Origin of the sequence: Maritalea mobilis, from assembly GCF_004363175.1 — a bacterium.
GTDB lineage: Bacteria > Pseudomonadota > Alphaproteobacteria > Rhizobiales > Devosiaceae > Maritalea > Maritalea mobilis.
The window spans coordinates 979,428-994,204 of record NZ_SNYR01000001.1 but is presented as its reverse complement, the minus strand read 5'-3'; the positions used below and the strand labels follow the sequence as shown (position 1 = coordinate 994,204).

The window sequence follows — 14,777 nt, the reverse complement described above, 5'->3', positions numbered from 1 at the left end:
TTTCCCCAATCAATGTGCTCAAAGGCTGGACAAGCGGCGCAATGAGTGCAAAAAGAACTCGATTTCCGCTTCACTTGAGGTTCAAGTGGGGGCGATTCTGGTATTTGTTATGCTTTAATGGCAGATATTGGAGTTTTTAGGGCGGACCAACGATCTTAGGTAGGGATCAAAGACCTTGGCTACACAAAGCGAAAAAGAACCAAACAGAAGAGATTTTCTCTATGTTGCAACGGGTGCCGTGGGCGCTGTAGGCGCGGCCGCAGTGGCATGGCCCCTCATTGACCAAATGAATCCAGATGCTTCCGTTTTGGCGTTGGCGTCGATCGAGTTTGACCTTTCCTCAGTTGGGGTTGGGCAGTCAGTGACCATTAAATGGCGGGGTTTCCCGGTATTTGTGCGCCACCGGACTGAAGCTGAGATCGAAGAAGCACGCGCCGTTCCTTTGGACGCGTTGAAGGATCCTGAAACAGACGCTCAGCGCGTGAAAGAAGGCCATGAAGAATGGTTGATCATGATCGCGAACTGCACGCACCTTGGTTGTGTGCCTGTGGGTGAGAGCGGCGAATATGATGGCTGGTTCTGTCCATGTCACGGTTCGCACTATGATACGGCTGGTCGTATCCGTAAGGGTCCAGCACCGAAAAACTTGGTTGTGCCAGACTATGAATTCTTGTCCGACACAGTTGTGAAGATCGGTTAAGGGGGGCATTTATGTCGCATAAAAGTACATACGAACCGAAAACCGGTTTTGAAAAATGGATGGATGAGCGTTTGCCCATCATCCGTTTGGGCTATGATTCATTTGTTGATTTTCCATCACCAAAGAATTTGAACTATTTCTGGACCTTTGGTGGCATCTTGGCCATCTTCTTGGTGATCCAGATTGTGACTGGCGTGATCTTGGCGATGCACTATACACCGCACGCTGATCTTGCTTTTAACTCTGTTGAGCATATCCGTCGTGATGTGAACTGGGGTCGGATTATTCAGGCAGCGCACGCAAACGGCGCGTCTTTCTTCTTCCTGGCAGTTTATATCCACATTTTCCGTGGCCTTTATTATGGTTCATATAAAGCGCCGCGCGAAGTGCTATGGATTTTGGGCGTTGTGATTTTCTTGTTGATGATGGCAACAGCCTTTATGGGTTACGTTCTACCATGGGGCCAAATGAGCTTCTGGGCGGCGACCGTGATCACCAACTTCTTCTCAGCCATTCCGTTGGTTGGTGAAGGCTTGATGGTGTTCTTGCGTGGTGCCTTTGCGGTAGACAACGCCACATTGAACCGCTTCTTCTCACTTCACTATTTGCTGCCATTTATGATTGCTGGCGTTGTTGGCTTGCACATCTGGGCATTGCATGTGCCGGGCAACAACAACCCGACTGGCGTGGAAGTGAAAACAAAAGCGGACACCGTGCCGTTCCACCCATATTTGACTATGAAAGATCTGTTCGCGATCGTAGTGTTCATGATCCCATTTGCTTGGTTCGTCTTCTTCGCACCAGACATTTTGGGCCACCCAGACAACTACATCCCGGCTGATCCACAAGTTACACCTCCGCACATTGTGCCTGAATGGTACTTCTTGCCATTCTACGCCATCTTGCGTGCGATCGATTTCAATATCGGTCCGATCGACAGTAAACTTGGCGGTGTTATCGCTATGTTTGGTTCGATTGCAATTTGGTTCATCGTGCCTTGGTTGGACCGTTCGAAAGTGCGCTCAGGTGCCTTCCGTCCGATGTTTAAGTGGTTCTACTGGATCTGGATTGTGAACTTTATTGGCTTGACCTATCTCGGTGCGCAGCCAGCTGAAGGCGTATATGTGATCTTGTCTAAAACAGCGACATTCTATTATTTCGCTTACTTCTTGATCATTCTGCCATTCTTGCCGCGGATTGAGACCACTTTGCCATTGCCTGCAAGCATTTCTGAAAGCGTGTTGGCTAAACACAAAACAGAAGCTGCAGAATAGGAGTTGAGATGATGAAAAAACTGAATTCACTCATCGGCGCAGCTCTTATCGCTGCTTCTGGAATGCTCGCTGGCAGCGCTTATGCTGCTGGTGGCGGTGAACATAGTGGCCCTGAAGCCAAATTGATCGATTGGACATTTGGCGGCGTTTTCGGCACTTACGACAAAGCGCAATTGCAGCGCGGTTTCCAAGTGTTTCAGGAAGTTTGTTCTGCCTGTCACGGTGCGGAGCTGTTTAGCTTCCGCATGTTGGAAAAAGAGGGCGGCCCTGAATATTCAGAGGCTCAAGTTAAAGCCCTTGCAGCCAGCTACACTATTCAGGACCCTGAGCACATTGATGGCGAGCGTTCTGGTGTACCAGCTGACAAATGGCCAAGCCCATTTGAAACTGTGCAAGATGCGAAAGATGCCAACGGCGGTGTAATGCCTCCTGATTTCTCAGTGTTGGCAAAAGCCCGCAACGTGCCGCAGAAGTTCCCGAACTGGATTGGCAATTATTTCACTGCCTATCAAGAAGGTGGCGCGGACTACATCTACAACCTTTTGACTGGCTATAATGATGCCCCAGAAGGTGTGGAAGTTGGCGCTGGTCAATATTGGAACGATCATTTCCACGGTACTGGTGGTACTTTGGCAATGGCGCCTCCACTATTTGACGAAATGGTTGACTATGAAGGTGAAGCACCTGAAACAGTTGATCAATATGCCAAAGATATTGCTGCCTTCATGATGTGGTTGGCGGAGCCAGACATGACATCACGCAAAGCCCTTGGCTTCAACGTTTTGATGTTCTTGTTCCTGTTCGCTGGCATGATGTACATGGTGAAGCGTAAGCTTTGGAGCAGCGTGGATCACTAAGATCTGCTGTTGATATAAGATTTAAAAGCCCGGCCTTTTGGTCGGGCTTTTTTTATTCTTTGTTCAAAAATTGGGTTTCATGGTGGTATTGGTGCGACGCGCCTGTTAAAAACGCTATCGGTCACTTGTGAATTCAACGAGCTAAACCGAAAAAGGCGCTAGCATTATGGACCTGAAAACCCTTATCCGCACCATTCCTGATTATCCAAAAGCCGGGGTGCAATTTCGTGACATCACGTCACTGATTGAACATCCTGAAGGCTTTCGCGAAAGCATCACCCAGCTTGCCGCGCCATTTCGGGATAAGGGGATTACCCATGTGGCTGGCATTGAAGCGCGGGGTTTTATTTTTGGCGCAGGCTTGGCCATTGAGTTGGGTGTTGGGTTTGTGCCCATCCGTAAGGCAGGCAAATTGCCGGGCGAAACTATCGGGCAGAATTACGCATTGGAATATGGTGTGGACACCATTGAGATGCATGCTGGCGCTGTGAAAGAAGGCGACAAGGTTTTGCTGGTCGACGATTTGGTGGCCACTGGTGGCACGGCCATCGCCGCGATTTCGCTGATCCGTCGGTCTGGCGCTGTGCTGGAAGATGCAGCCTTCGTGATTGATTTGCCTGATCTTGGTGGGGCAGACAAAATCCGCGCGCAGAACATCAATACGCACTTCTTGATTGAGTTTGAAGGCGACTGATCTTGCACGAGATCATCGCCCACTTGCCGCAACTTCTGTTTGCGCTTGGCGTGTTCGTGCTGGCCAGCGGCAGTCCGGGGCCAGCAACTTTGTCGGTGTGCCAAACATCGGCTTCTTTGGGCCGCAAGGCGGGCTTTGTGCGTGCAAGCGGCATCATTGTCGGCTCACTCTTTTGGGGCATTCTTGCTGCTGCCGGTCTGGTCGCGGCACTGCAACAATTTGCGCAATTGCTGATTGTGCTGAAAATTGTCGGCGGTCTTTATCTATTATATTTGGCCTATAAGAGCTTTGTGAGCTTCCGCTCGCCTGCCTCTGCTGAGTTGGCTGCGCCTGCGGATACTTCTCTGGTGAGTTTGTTTTTCGGCGGTATTGCCTTGCATTTGACCAACCCGAAAGCTGTGTTTGCCTGGGGTGCGGTGATCACCATGGGCATGTGTCCGGGCGCGCCTTGGTGGATGAGCTTTTTCATCTTTGCTCTGGCGGGCACTTGCTCCATGACCCTCAACTATAGCTACGCTTATTTGTTTTCTACTGCCCATGCCGTTCAGCTTTATCGAAGTGCTAAACGGGGAATAGATGGGGTGATGACCGTTGTGTTTGGCGCGGCGGGCATAAAGTTGATCACATCCCCTTAGTTGGGTGCCCCACGCAAATGTTGCGCGGGGCTTTTCGGCTATTTCTTCAACAGATCATTCAAGCTCTTCGGTGGCTTATTCGGCTTTGGCTTAGGCAATTGCCCCTTTAAACCTTTGCCGCCGAACGGCGGTTGATTATTGGAGAAATTTTGTGCGTGTTTAGGTGCCTTGCCCCCTTTGGGGTTGGCGTGTGTAAAGGGCGCTTTCATGCGTTATTCCTTTCATCAGGCGGCGCGGCCCATGGCCTGCGCCATTCAGTAAAATTTGGGGTTGCTGATGAATTGTCGGAATTAAAATCATGTCGCTCTCCATGAGAGATTGAGGAATAGATATAGGCGTGCCTTGGCGGCACGGGACGTAAATACAATTTGGGAAATATCGACGCGTGGAGACGACGAAAGTCGTCAATTGATCGTCCAGATTTTCGTCGTACCCATATGTCCGCATCGTGCTTTGAAAAGCACTCAGGCGCTAGAACATTGGTCGCGTCGGAAAATCTTAGCTGATCATTTTAGGCGTCACCTCATGGTTGGAGAAGGCAAAGATGCATATTCTTTGCCTTTCCGTCAAGTGTGCGCCTCTAAGGCCTGTTTAAATCTATTTACGGCGGATCATCTTGCCGATGGTCGGCATAGCCGCAAGCGCCATGCCCATGCGCAATCGCAAGCCAGGTTTAAAATCGCGCAGTTTGGAAAAGCTGGCGATTTCAGAGCGATAAACCAGTTCATCCTCTTGATTGAACGCCTCAATCACATTCAGCAACACGCCCCAGCCGGGCAGGGAAGCTGATTTTCGCTTTGACTCCACGGTCACCCGAAAGCGGATTTCATCGCCGGGGCGCACCGGGGCTTTAAATTGCATCTTGTTGACGCCGGGAGAGGGGCCGGAAACGCCGGGTTCCTCGCCATTGGCGCGCATCATGTCGTCGTGATCGTAAAGGTAATCCACCATGACCTTGTGGCCCATTGAAACGGTGTGCCAGCCAGAAGCTACAAGGCCGCCAAAGGGGCCATCTTTTGCGGCTACAGGGTCAATGTGGAAATATTGCGGATCATATTTTTTGGCGAAGCTGATGATCTCTTCTTCGGTGAATGTGTGTGTGCCCAGTTCCCAGCTTGTGCCGGGTTCAATATCTTCAAACCAAAGGGTCATGCGCCTTCTCCCTTAGTTTGCTCAGGGTGCCGCACTGCCACCAAATTGGCCAAGCTCATGGTCATGATTTGCTGGTTTTTTTGATTGCGCATATCAAAGTCCAAAACCATCACGGCTTTCTCGGGGTGTGATTGCGAACGGCGGAGCGATGCGATGGTTACGGTGCCCGTCAACGTGTCGCCCTTCATCAAGGGCTTTTTCCATTTGAGATTTTCAAAGCCTAGCCCGCCCATGGAAGCGATCTTGCCAAGAAACTCATTCACCAGCATGCGCAGGGTTAGCCCTGCCGTTTGCCAACCGGAAGACGCCAAGCCGCCCAACAGCGATTTTTTCGCCACTTCTTCATCAAGGTGAAAAGGGAGGGGGTCAAACTCCTTGGCGAATTCGATGATTTCGTCCTTGGTGATGGTATGGCTGCCGAGCTGAATTTTGGTGCCTTCTTCAAGGTCTTCAAAATGGAGGCGGTCTTTTTGCGTCATCATGATCACATTTGTGGGGTTTCAAGTTGACGTGATGGTACATCAATTTACGATAACGGCAACCCGAAAATAACAAAATGCCCCGAGTGATCAAATCACCCGAGGCGCAATTCGTCGCATCTGTTTGGCAAGCCTTATGTGTTGAACTTGAACAGCATGATGTCGCCGTCTTTCACCACATATTCTTTGCCTTCGTCGCGGGCCTTGCCTGCTTCTTTGGCGGCAGCTTCGCCGCCTAGCGCCACAAAATCTTCATAGGCAATGGTTTGAGCACGGATGAAGCCACGTTCGAAATCAGTGTGGATCACGCCAGCTGCCTGTGGAGCTTTGGTGCCTTCAGTGATGGTCCATGCGCGGGCTTCTTTCGGGCCTACGGTGAAGTAGGTTTGCAGGTTCAACAGCTTATAGCCTTCGCGGATGATCCGGTTTAGGCCAGGTTCTTCCAAACCAAGGCTTTCCAAATATTCGGCCTGTTCTGCATCTTCCAATTGGCTGAGTTCGGATTCGATCTCAGCGGAAATAATCACCATGCGGGCATTTTGCGCTTTGGCATATTCCTCAACCTTTTTGGTGAGTTCATTGCCTTCTGCCGCTGAATCTTCGTCCACATTGCAGATGTAAAGTGCTGGCTTTGAGGTCAGCAATTGCAACTGATCAAACAGTTTCTGTTCGTCTTTGCTCACTTCAACATAGCGGGCCGGCTTGCCGTCTCTCAACACCTCAAGCGCACGGTTCACCAGATCAAGGGTTGCCTTGGCATCCTTGTCTTGGCCACGTAGCTTTTTCTCCAAGTTTGGAATGCGCTTTTCAAGGCTCTCCATGTCGGCGAGCATCAATTCAGTTTCTACCACTTCTGCGTCGGTCAGCGGGTCCACCTTGCCAGCAACGTGCACAATATCGTCGTTCTCAAAGCAACGCAGCACATAGGCGATGGCGTCCACTTCGCGGATATTGGCCAAGAATTGGTTGCCCAAACCTTCCCCTTGCGCTGCGCCTTTCACGAGGCCGGCAATGTCCACAAAGCTCAATCGCGTGGGGATGATTTCGGCTGATTTGCCGATGGTGGCGATTTTGTCCAACCGCTCATCCGGCACGCTCACTTCACCCACATTGGGTTCAATGGTGCAGAACGGGAAGTTGGCCGCTTGTGCCGCTGCTGTGCGGGTGAGGGCGTTGAAAAGTGTGGATTTACCTACGTTGGGTAGGCCCACAATGCCGCATTTGAAACCCATCTCAATTCTCTCCTTTGCCGAACAGCTTTTTCAGCATGTCGGCCATCGGGCCCTTTTCGGGCACATTTGGTTTTTTGCTCTGCCGCGCTTGGCGAATATGGCTTTGCCCTTTTGGCTTGGCTGGTGCCGCCTTTGGTGCGCTGGGCTGTTCAGTGGTTTGGTTGGCTTGGGTGGCCAGCGCCAAACGATTCATAAAATTGGGGCCGTCGCCATTGGCCAAGCAATTGGCATTGCGGCCAATCTCGTCCAACAGCGGGTCTAGCCAGCTTTGGTCTGCCTTGGCGAAATCACCCAACACATATGCGTGCACGCGGTCCTTATGGCCCGGATGGCCAATGCCGATGCGTACGCGGTAAAATTCTTTGCCCAAATGGCTTTCCATGGAGCGAATGCCATTATGGCCGCCATTGCCGCCGCCCTTTTTCACCCGCACTTTGCCTGGTGCCAAATCCAGCTCGTCATAGAGCACATAAATGTCTTCAGGCTTCAGCTTGAAAAAGCTCATGGCGGCGATCACGCTGTCGCCAGATTTGTTCATGAAGGTTTGAGGCAGCAACAGCCCAACCTTTTGCCCATCAATCACCGCTTCGGTGAATAGGCCATTGAACTTTTTCTTGAAGGGAGGTGCGTTGTGGCGGTTTGCGATCTCTTCCACAGCCATAAAACCGACATTGTGGCGGTTCTTGGCGTACTTACTTCCGGGATTTCCTAGACCGACAATTAATCGCATAAAACGTCCACTAAAGAGATGAGGCGACGCGAGGCCGCCTCACATCAAAAGTCTTATTCGTCGTCGCTTTTAACTTCAGTGGCTGGCACTTCGTCAGCAGCAACTGTTTCTTCATTTTCCTCAGACTTGAGGGCAGAAGGTGCAGCAATGGTTGCAACGGTGAAGTCACGGTCTGTGATGACCGGGGTAACACCTTTTGGCAACGTTACTGCTGAAATGTGCAAGCTGTCACCAACTTCAGCAGCAGAAAGGTCGATTTCCAACGCTTCTGGAATGCTGTCAGCTGGGCAGTTCAATTCAACAGTGTGGCGCACAACGTTCAACACGCCGCCGCGCTTCAAACCAGGGCATTTCTCTTCATTCAAGAAGTGAACTGGCACTTCAACAGAAATCACAGAAGACTTAGACACGCGCAAGAAGTCGATATGCACGAGGAAGTCACGTACTGGCTCAAGCTGATAATCACGTGGAATTACGCGGTGGTTTTCGCCGTCCACGTCAACTGTAATCACTTGAGAAAGAAAGCCACCTTGTTGGATGCGTTTCATCGCATCTTTATAAGTAACTGTAATTGAAAGCGGGGATTTGTTGTCACCGTAAATAACGGCGGGAACTTGGCCTTCACGACGCAGTGCACGAGAGGCCCCCTTGCCAACCCGGTCCCGCGCTTTAGCCTTAAGCTCAGCGCTCATGGATATTCTCCAATAATTTGATGCATCAGAACCCCATGTTCTGAATGCACGCCGACGTCCTCCAGGGGTGCACGCGGCGTTTCAAGGCCCGGTGTATACTGGTTTTATGGCGTTTGGGCAATGGGTCAGGTGAAGATTCTTCGCCCATTTGGGCAAAAAATAAGGGGCGCAGAGATTGCGCCCCAAAACAATGGTCAATGTGTCGCTTTTTCTAGTCGAAAAGCGATGAAACTGATTGCTCAGATGCGGTGCGCGCAATGGCTTCGCCAATCAGTTCTGCAATTGAGAAACGGCGAATATTTGCGGTGGCTTTTTCATCATCTGTTTCCAAAATGGAATCAGAGATTACCAGCTCTTTCAGCTTAGAGCCGCCAACACGTTCGCATGCTTTGCCGGACAATACGCCGTGTGTGATATAGGCCGAAACTTCTTTCGCGCCTTGGTTCAACAAGGCTTCCGCCGCGTTGCACAAGGTGCCGCCGCTATCCACAATGTCGTCGATCATGATGCAGGAATAGCCGGATACGTCGCCGATCACGTTCATCACTTCTGACACGCCAGCTTTTGGGCGGCGCTTATCAACGATGGCCAAAGGTGCGCCGATGCGACGGGCCACGTTACGTGCCCGCACCACGCCACCTACGTCAGGCGACACAACCATAACATTTTCGGTGTCATAGTGTTTTTTGATGTCGCGCACCATAACTGGTGCGGAGGTGAGGTTGTCGGTTGGCAAGTCAAAAAAGCCTTGGATCTGGTTTGCATGCAGGTCCAAGGTCAAAACACGATTTGCGCCAGCTTCTGTGATGAGGTTTGCGACCAGCTTGGCCGAAATTGGTGTCCGCGGTGCGGACTTGCGGTCTTGCCGCGCATAGCCGAAATACGGCATTACGGCGGTGATGCGCCGTGCAGATGACCGGCGCAGGGCGTCGACCAAAATCAGCAATTCCATCAAATTGTCGTTTGCGGGGTAGGAGGTTGATTGGATAACAAAAACATCTTCCCCCCGCACATTTTCATTCACTTCAACAAAGATTTCTTTGTCGGCGAATTTGGTCACCACACAATCGGTTAAAGGTGTCTCCAAATATTCGGAGACTGCCTTGGCCAGCGGAAGGTTGGAGTTCCCTGTCACCAGTTTCATTTGCCCATGCCCTTTGAGATATTTTCTGATCCACGCCCATAGCTGTTGCCCAGCTAAGCCTTGCTTATCGCCCTTTGGCGTTGGGTTCAACACGGTCAAAAGTTGAATCGTGCGTTTTGCTTAATTTTTGTCACAAAATTGCAATGGCGGAGAGTTGTCTGCCTGTTTTTGCCCCCAAATGGGTTGCCTTACGGTGGGAGAAATAGGTCTCATTGTTCGCATATGTGCAAATATTGAGATTAACCGCTGTATGCAGGTGGGCCGATTCGAGCTGATGCATAATGGTGCCGGGCAGATCAAAGTGCGGTTTTGTGGCGCCGGGCGGGTAAGGGAAGTGCCCTTCAAGCTCCGGCCAATCGTGCAGCACATTTTGCTTGAACTCGTCGCCAACCTCGTAATTTTCCGGGTGGATGCAAGGGCCAAGCACTGCGTGGATTTTGTGGCGGTTGGCGCCAATGGCTTCCATGGCATCCAATGTGCGGTGCACAATGCCGCCCACAGCACCTTTCCAGCCCGCGTGGCATGCGCCGATCACTTTATTGTCCGGGTCACAAAAAAGCACGGGGCCGCAGTCTGCCGTTTGAATGCCAATGGCGGTGCCCGGCACATTGCTCACCATGCCATCCGCATTGGGGCGATTGCTCCAATCGGCCTTGCCATCAAACGTCACCACATCAATGGAGTGGACCTGTTTAAGCAGGCCAAAACGGGTGGGATCGGTGCCCAGTTCTTTTGCGATAATGCGCAGGTTCTGCGTTACATTTTCTGGGCTGTCGCCTTGGCTGGTTGAGATGTTCAAGCTGTCAAAAGGTGCGGGCGACACCCCGCCAGCCCGGCCAAAAAAGCCGTGGGCAATCCCGTCAAAACTTAAATGATCTGCTTCTAGCGCAATTTTTGTCATCAGCCTGCCTCAAATGGATAGGGTACCATATTTTTAGACCCAATGGCCTGCACTTTAAAAAGTTCGCCCATTTGTTTGGCACCAATAAGACGGTTGAGGTCGTTCTCCACCTTTTCTTTGGCGTCGGGAATGTGATCCATAATCGCTTTGGCGCGAAGTTCGATGCCCATCGCCTTTAGGAATTCACCTTGGGTGATCAGCGGGCAAATATTCAGCTTTTCACGGTCCAGCTTTTCCGTCAGCGCTTGAAAATCCACATGGGTTGTCAGGTCAGCATCGCCCGGATTGGCGAGCGGGTCTACCATTTGATGTTTTTCCAGCGCCTGCAGCGTTTCGCCCGTTTGGGTTTCGGCATAGCCATAATCAATGGCGAGAATAGCGCCTGTTTTCTCCGCAACAATTGCGCCTAATTCTTCCATGTTTTTTTGAGCCGGATAGGCCATTTCCCAAATGGCATTTTCTGCGGGTTTGCCCAATTGCGGGGGAAATGCATCCGCAGGCATGGGCGTGGGGGAGAGGCCCCAGCTGCGCTTGTCCTCTTTCAAGCCCACCAGCCGTTCATACCAATTGCCATTCACATATTGGAATTGCTTGATCGGTAGCGCATCAAAAAACTCATTCGCCACCACGATGAGCGGACCTTCGCTTGCCTTCAATTGATGGATTTCTTCCACCCAATTGAGGCTGGCGCCCTTAATATTGTTGGCTTGCTGCTGTTTGAGCACAGGATTTGTCTCCAGCAATTGCACATTAAGCGCGTCAATAAGGCCGGGTACGCTTTGGAAAATGCGGACCATATCGGCCATCAATGTGCCGCGGCCAGGGCCGAGTTCGGCCAGTGTAAAGCGCTCGGGCTTGTCGAGCTGTTGCCAGATTTGCGCGACCCACACGCCCAGCATTTCGCCAAACATTTGGCTAATTTCCGGGGCGGTGATGAAGTCGCCCGTGCGGCCCAACGGGTCGCTTTTGCGGTAATAGCCCATGGTCGGGTGGGTGAGGCACAAATTCATATAGGTCGACAGCGACATGGGTCCCTGTGCTTTGATTTGCACATTGATAAGCTCAGAAAGGCTGAGTTGATCATTCATATGGCGCGGCCTCCCTTTTTGGTCCGCGCCGCATTTATCATAAGGGCGATGCCGATCAACCCTACTGGGATGGAGAGTGCCATGCCCATGGTTAGGCCATAGGGCAGCAGGCCGATATGCGCATCAGGCTCACGCACAAATTCCACCAGAATGCGAGACGCCGCATAAATTACGGCGAACAGTCCAGCCACGAGGCCAGGCTTGCGCAGGGCGGTGAGATTGTGGGTGGCGATGCGCAAAATGATGAAGCAGATCAAACCCTCCAACAGCCCTTCATAAAGCTGGCTGGGGTGGCGCGGGTCCGGGCCACCTTCAGGAAACACCACGCCCCACGGCATGGTTGTCACGCGGCCATAAAGTTCGCCATTGATAAAGTTGGCGACGCGGCCCAGCAACAGCCCGATTGGCGCGATAGCCGCCATCAGGTCCAAAGCGGAAAGCGGGTTTTGTTTGATGTGGCGCGCGAAGAACACCGCGGCGAGAGCCACGCCGATCAAACCACCATGGAACGACATGCCGCCTTCCCACACAGCGAAAATGGCCAGCGGGTTGGTGAAATAATAATCGCCGCCCACCAGCATGGAATAGAACACCACATAGGCCAGTCGCCCGCCGACGATCACGCCGATGATGGCCCAAAACACAAAGTCAGTGAGTTGGGTTGCCGTCATGGGCGGTGTTGATTTGTGCCAGAGCGGCTTTTGCTTGATCAACAAGCGGCCATAGAAAAAGGCGAAGGCAATGCCAGCAAGATAAGCAAGGGCATACCAGCGGATGGCCAAGGGGCCTATGGAAAAAGCAATGGGGTCAATGTTTGGGAAGGGCACGTTGGTTCACGTTCCTATTTTTGTTCAATTGGTGTGGCACATAAACATCGGCGACAGCTTGCCGCCCCTTTTGGGGCTGGTCAAGCAAGGATTGCGTGCTTACATAGTGCATATATAGAACTCACGTACCCTTTTTGAAAGGCAGGTACAATCATGCGTGAAGGTAGCAAGTTTTTCGACGATTTGAGCAAGCTTATGAATGATGCAGCAGGCGTGGCCGACGGCGTTCGGCGCGAAATTGAAACCGCAGTGAAATCGCAAATGGAACGCGTGGTGAATGACCTTGATTTGGTTAAGCGCGAAGAGTTTGAGGCGGTGAAAGCCCAGCTGGCAGCGCAAAATGAAGAGATTGAGCAATTGCGTAAGGATTTGGACGCGCTCAAAAAGTAGCCGTTTTGTCGGTCAAAATGTGCCAATTTGAACCGGATTTCCCGTGGATAAGTTGGCTTTCTTAACGCCTCGTTAACCATCTCGGGCCGATCATCAAAACAGAATAGTGTGGGATTCTCTAATTGCTGGGTTTTCCATTTGATGGTCGGTGTTACGCTTTGTTGCAACGCGGTAGATTCGCAAAAGCGACGCACTTCACCAGCGCGTAGGTCCAGAATCAGGACCAGAATCTTGAGTATCTTTTGCGTATCTAAATTGGGCGAACCCTTTGGTTTGCCCCCTGCAACACGAGCTTATTGCGAGGCGCATTATGTCGCTATTAGAGATGGAACATGACCGGGTTGTGCATCCGGTGGATATTATTGAGCATATTGCAGGCATTCATGATTGGGTGTTTGAACGGCAAGATGCTGATGAAATTTCAATTTCCGTCAAAGGAAGCTGGACCGATTATCACGTGTCCTTTTCTTGGATGGAAAATCTAGAATCGCTCCATATTGCTTGTGCCTTTGATTTGAAGGTGCCAGAGGCGCGCCGCGCAGAAGTTAAACAGCTTATCACCCAAATTAATGAGCAATTGTGGATTGGTCATTTTGACATTTGGAGCAAAGAAAATATGGTGCTGTTCAGAAATGCGCACCTGTTGAGTGGCGGGGCGGAAGTCTCTCCGTCGCAATGCGAAGCTTTGCTCAATTCTGCAATTGAAAGCTGTGATCAATATTATCAGGCATTTCAATTTGTGGTCTGGGCAGGCAAGCCCGCTTCAGAAGCGCTTTCACATGTGATTTTTGAAACGATAGGCGAAGCGTAAATGTTGGCGGATGTTGGACCGGTTGTTCTTGTTGGTGCAGGTAAAATGGGCATGGCCATGGCTGATGGCTGGCTCGAAGCGGGCCTTTCACCAGATCGTTTGATCCTTGTTGATCCCAATCCATCATCCGCAGTTCGCAACAAAGCTTCCACTGTGGGCCTCACCATTTATCAGGCCGTGCCGGACAAGCATGCGCAAGTGATTGTGCTTGCCGTGAAGCCCCAAGTGGCTGACGCCGTTCTATCCTCAGTCAAACCTTCTGTTGGGCCGGATACTGTGCTGATTTCGGTTATGGCGGGTATTTCCATTGCGAAGATGGAACAGCTTTCCGGCTGTGCAAAGATTATTCGCGCCATGCCCAACACGCCGGCACAGATCGGCAAGGGCATCACAGGCGTTTTCTCAAACAAAGCAGTTGATCCGCAAGATCGGATGATCGCTGACAATTTGCTGGAAGCGTCGGGCGATGTGGTTTGGCTAAATGAAGAAGATGACATCAACAAGGTGACAGGCGTTGCCGGCTCTGGCCCTGCCTATGTGTTTCATATGGTGGAAGCCTTGGCAGAGGCAGCGGAAGCGAACGGCTTGACGCCAGATATGGCTATGCGGTTTGCGCGGCAAACCATTGTTGGGGCTGCCGCCTTGCTTGAATATGATACGCAGTCTAGCGCTGCCCAACTCCGTGAAAATGTGACTTCACCTAATGGCACCACCTATGCGGGGTTGCAGGTGCTTATGGCGGACAATGGGTTGGTGCCTTTGATGGAAAAAACAGTACGTGCCGCTACCGAGCGGGCGAGGGAGTTGGGTGAAGATGAGTGATATTGCAGCTGAGATTGGCTTTGATGATTTTATGAAGGTGGATATTCGCACGGGCACGATTGTCGAAGTGCGACCATTTCCTGAAGCGCGCAAGCCTGCGCATATTATGTTGATTGATTTTGGTGATGAGATCGGCATCAAAAAGTCATCTGCTCAAATTACAGTGCATTATGAAGCTGATGATTTGGTCGGGCGGCAAGTGATGGCTGTGGTCAATTTCCCACCACGTCAAATTGGGCCGCTTAAATCAGAAGTTCTCACTTTGGGATATGCTGATGAGAATGGTGATATCGTTTTGGCAGCGGTCGATAAGAAAGTACCAAACGGCCAGCGCTTGATGTAAAATACC

At 51.3% G+C, this 14,777-nt stretch carries 18 protein-coding genes; 9 read left to right on the top strand and 9 right to left on the bottom strand.

The genetic code is table 11. From position 1 onward, the window contains the following. The first annotated feature begins 175 nt into the window (after positions 1-175). The 5 genes from petA to ATL17_RS04745 all read left to right on the top strand — a co-directional run bounded on the left by petA (position 176) and on the right by ATL17_RS04745 (position 4,160). Positions 176-700: a ubiquinol-cytochrome c reductase iron-sulfur subunit gene (gene petA / locus ATL17_RS04765; RefSeq protein ID WP_133571612.1), complete on the top strand. Its 525-nt coding sequence runs from the start codon at positions 176-178 to the stop codon at positions 698-700. Positions 701-711: 11 nt separating this feature from the next. Beyond that, positions 712-1,974, top strand: coding sequence for a cytochrome b (locus tag ATL17_RS04760; protein ID WP_133571611.1), 1,263 nt, complete (start codon positions 712-714; stop codon positions 1,972-1,974). Positions 1,975-1,982: 8 nt separating this feature from the next. Continuing rightward, positions 1,983-2,831: a cytochrome c1 gene (locus ATL17_RS04755; protein WP_133571610.1), complete on the top strand. Its 849-nt coding sequence runs from the start codon at positions 1,983-1,985 to the stop codon at positions 2,829-2,831. Positions 2,832-2,997: 166 nt separating this feature from the next. Further along, positions 2,998-3,525 carry an adenine phosphoribosyltransferase gene (locus ATL17_RS04750; protein WP_133571609.1) on the top strand — a complete coding sequence of 176 codons (528 nt, stop codon included), beginning with the start codon at positions 2,998-3,000 and terminating at the stop codon, positions 3,523-3,525. A gap of 2 nt (positions 3,526-3,527) precedes the next feature. Continuing rightward, positions 3,528-4,160: a LysE family translocator gene (locus ATL17_RS04745; protein ID WP_166638895.1), complete on the top strand. Its 633-nt coding sequence runs from the start codon at positions 3,528-3,530 to the stop codon at positions 4,158-4,160. 597 nt (positions 4,161-4,757) lie between these two features. Here the strand turns inward: ATL17_RS04745 and ATL17_RS04740 are convergent. From ATL17_RS04740 to lgt, 9 genes are all read right to left on the bottom strand, one after another. Continuing rightward, positions 4,758-5,312 carry a MaoC family dehydratase gene (locus tag ATL17_RS04740; protein ID WP_133571607.1) on the bottom strand — a complete coding sequence of 185 codons (555 nt, stop codon included), beginning with the start codon at positions 5,310-5,312 and terminating at the stop codon, positions 4,758-4,760. Continuing rightward, complete coding sequence (locus tag ATL17_RS04735; RefSeq protein ID WP_133571606.1) at positions 5,309-5,794, bottom strand: MaoC family dehydratase; 486 nt, start codon at positions 5,792-5,794, stop codon at positions 5,309-5,311. Before ATL17_RS04735 ends, ATL17_RS04740 begins: the two co-directional genes overlap by 4 nt. Positions 5,795-5,925: 131 nt before the next feature. After that, complete coding sequence (gene ychF / locus ATL17_RS04730) at positions 5,926-7,023, bottom strand: redox-regulated ATPase YchF (protein WP_133571605.1); 1,098 nt, start codon at positions 7,021-7,023, stop codon at positions 5,926-5,928. A gap of 1 nt (position 7,024) precedes the next feature. Continuing rightward, the gene (pth, locus tag ATL17_RS04725; protein ID WP_133571604.1) at positions 7,025-7,753 is read right to left on the bottom strand and encodes an aminoacyl-tRNA hydrolase; all 729 of its coding nucleotides are present in this window, start codon (positions 7,751-7,753) and stop codon (positions 7,025-7,027) included. Between the two features lie 53 nt (positions 7,754-7,806). Beyond that, positions 7,807-8,445 carry a 50S ribosomal protein L25/general stress protein Ctc gene (locus ATL17_RS04720; protein ID WP_166638894.1) on the bottom strand — a complete coding sequence of 213 codons (639 nt, stop codon included), beginning with the start codon at positions 8,443-8,445 and terminating at the stop codon, positions 7,807-7,809. Between the two features lie 211 nt (positions 8,446-8,656). Next, on the bottom strand, positions 8,657-9,589 hold the full coding sequence (locus ATL17_RS04715) for a ribose-phosphate pyrophosphokinase (protein WP_133571602.1): 933 nt from the start codon (positions 9,587-9,589) through the stop codon (positions 8,657-8,659). Between the two features lie 130 nt (positions 9,590-9,719). After that, positions 9,720-10,490, bottom strand: a complete 771-nt coding sequence (pgeF, locus tag ATL17_RS04710; RefSeq protein ID WP_133571601.1) for a peptidoglycan editing factor PgeF — start codon at positions 10,488-10,490, stop codon at positions 9,720-9,722. After that, positions 10,490-11,578, bottom strand: a complete 1,089-nt coding sequence (locus ATL17_RS04705) for a class I SAM-dependent methyltransferase (RefSeq protein WP_133571600.1) — start codon at positions 11,576-11,578, stop codon at positions 10,490-10,492. The genes pgeF and ATL17_RS04705 overlap by 1 nt, the downstream gene beginning before the upstream one ends. After that, positions 11,575-12,405, bottom strand: coding sequence for a prolipoprotein diacylglyceryl transferase (gene lgt / locus ATL17_RS04700; protein ID WP_133571599.1), 831 nt, complete (start codon positions 12,403-12,405; stop codon positions 11,575-11,577). Before lgt ends, ATL17_RS04705 begins: the two co-directional genes overlap by 4 nt. 153 nt (positions 12,406-12,558) lie before the next feature. Between lgt and ATL17_RS04695 the strand changes: the two genes are divergently transcribed. The 4 genes from ATL17_RS04695 to ATL17_RS04680 all read left to right on the top strand — a co-directional run bounded on the left by ATL17_RS04695 (position 12,559) and on the right by ATL17_RS04680 (position 14,771). Further along, on the top strand, positions 12,559-12,795 hold the full coding sequence (locus ATL17_RS04695; RefSeq protein WP_246028628.1) for an accessory factor UbiK family protein: 237 nt from the start codon (positions 12,559-12,561) through the stop codon (positions 12,793-12,795). A 310-nt stretch (positions 12,796-13,105) separates the two neighbouring features. Continuing rightward, positions 13,106-13,606: a type III secretion system chaperone family protein gene (locus tag ATL17_RS04690; protein ID WP_133571597.1), complete on the top strand. Its 501-nt coding sequence runs from the start codon at positions 13,106-13,108 to the stop codon at positions 13,604-13,606. Continuing rightward, on the top strand, positions 13,607-14,428 hold the full coding sequence (proC, locus tag ATL17_RS04685) for a pyrroline-5-carboxylate reductase (protein WP_133571596.1): 822 nt from the start codon (positions 13,607-13,609) through the stop codon (positions 14,426-14,428). Beyond that, the gene (locus ATL17_RS04680; RefSeq protein WP_425462416.1) at positions 14,421-14,771 is read left to right on the top strand and encodes a tRNA-binding protein; all 351 of its coding nucleotides are present in this window, start codon (positions 14,421-14,423) and stop codon (positions 14,769-14,771) included. Before proC ends, ATL17_RS04680 begins: the two co-directional genes overlap by 8 nt. Positions 14,772-14,777: the final 6 nt, after the last annotated feature.

Bases quoted from the DNA above. Each gene is read 5' to 3' on its own strand.
- ATL17_RS04760 (WP_133571611.1), top strand. From the start codon at position 712: ATGTCGCATAAAAGTACATACGAACCGAAAACCGGTTTTGAAAAATGG.
- ATL17_RS04755 (WP_133571610.1), top strand. From the start codon at position 1,983: ATGATGAAAAAACTGAATTCACTCATCGGCGCAGCTCTTATCGCTGCT.
- ATL17_RS04750 (WP_133571609.1), top strand. From the start codon at position 2,998: ATGGACCTGAAAACCCTTATCCGCACCATTCCTGATTATCCAAAAGCC.
- ATL17_RS04740 (WP_133571607.1), bottom strand. From the start codon at position 5,312: ATGACCCTTTGGTTTGAAGATATTGAACCCGGCACAAGCTGGGAACTG.
- ATL17_RS04735 (WP_133571606.1), bottom strand. From the start codon at position 5,794: ATGATGACGCAAAAAGACCGCCTCCATTTTGAAGACCTTGAAGAAGGC.
- ychF (WP_133571605.1), bottom strand. From the start codon at position 7,023: ATGGGTTTCAAATGCGGCATTGTGGGCCTACCCAACGTAGGTAAATCC.
- pth (WP_133571604.1), bottom strand. From the start codon at position 7,753: ATGCGATTAATTGTCGGTCTAGGAAATCCCGGAAGTAAGTACGCCAAG.
- ATL17_RS04720 (WP_166638894.1), bottom strand. From the start codon at position 8,445: ATGAGCGCTGAGCTTAAGGCTAAAGCGCGGGACCGGGTTGGCAAGGGG.
- ATL17_RS04715 (WP_133571602.1), bottom strand. From the start codon at position 9,589: ATGAAACTGGTGACAGGGAACTCCAACCTTCCGCTGGCCAAGGCAGTC.
- pgeF (WP_133571601.1), bottom strand. From the start codon at position 10,490: ATGACAAAAATTGCGCTAGAAGCAGATCATTTAAGTTTTGACGGGATT.
- ATL17_RS04705 (WP_133571600.1), bottom strand. From the start codon at position 11,578: ATGAATGATCAACTCAGCCTTTCTGAGCTTATCAATGTGCAAATCAAA.
- ATL17_RS04695 (WP_246028628.1), top strand. From the start codon at position 12,559: ATGCGTGAAGGTAGCAAGTTTTTCGACGATTTGAGCAAGCTTATGAAT.
- ATL17_RS04690 (WP_133571597.1), top strand. From the start codon at position 13,106: ATGTCGCTATTAGAGATGGAACATGACCGGGTTGTGCATCCGGTGGAT.
- proC (WP_133571596.1), top strand. From the start codon at position 13,607: ATGTTGGCGGATGTTGGACCGGTTGTTCTTGTTGGTGCAGGTAAAATG.
- ATL17_RS04680 (WP_425462416.1), top strand. From the start codon at position 14,421: ATGAGTGATATTGCAGCTGAGATTGGCTTTGATGATTTTATGAAGGTG.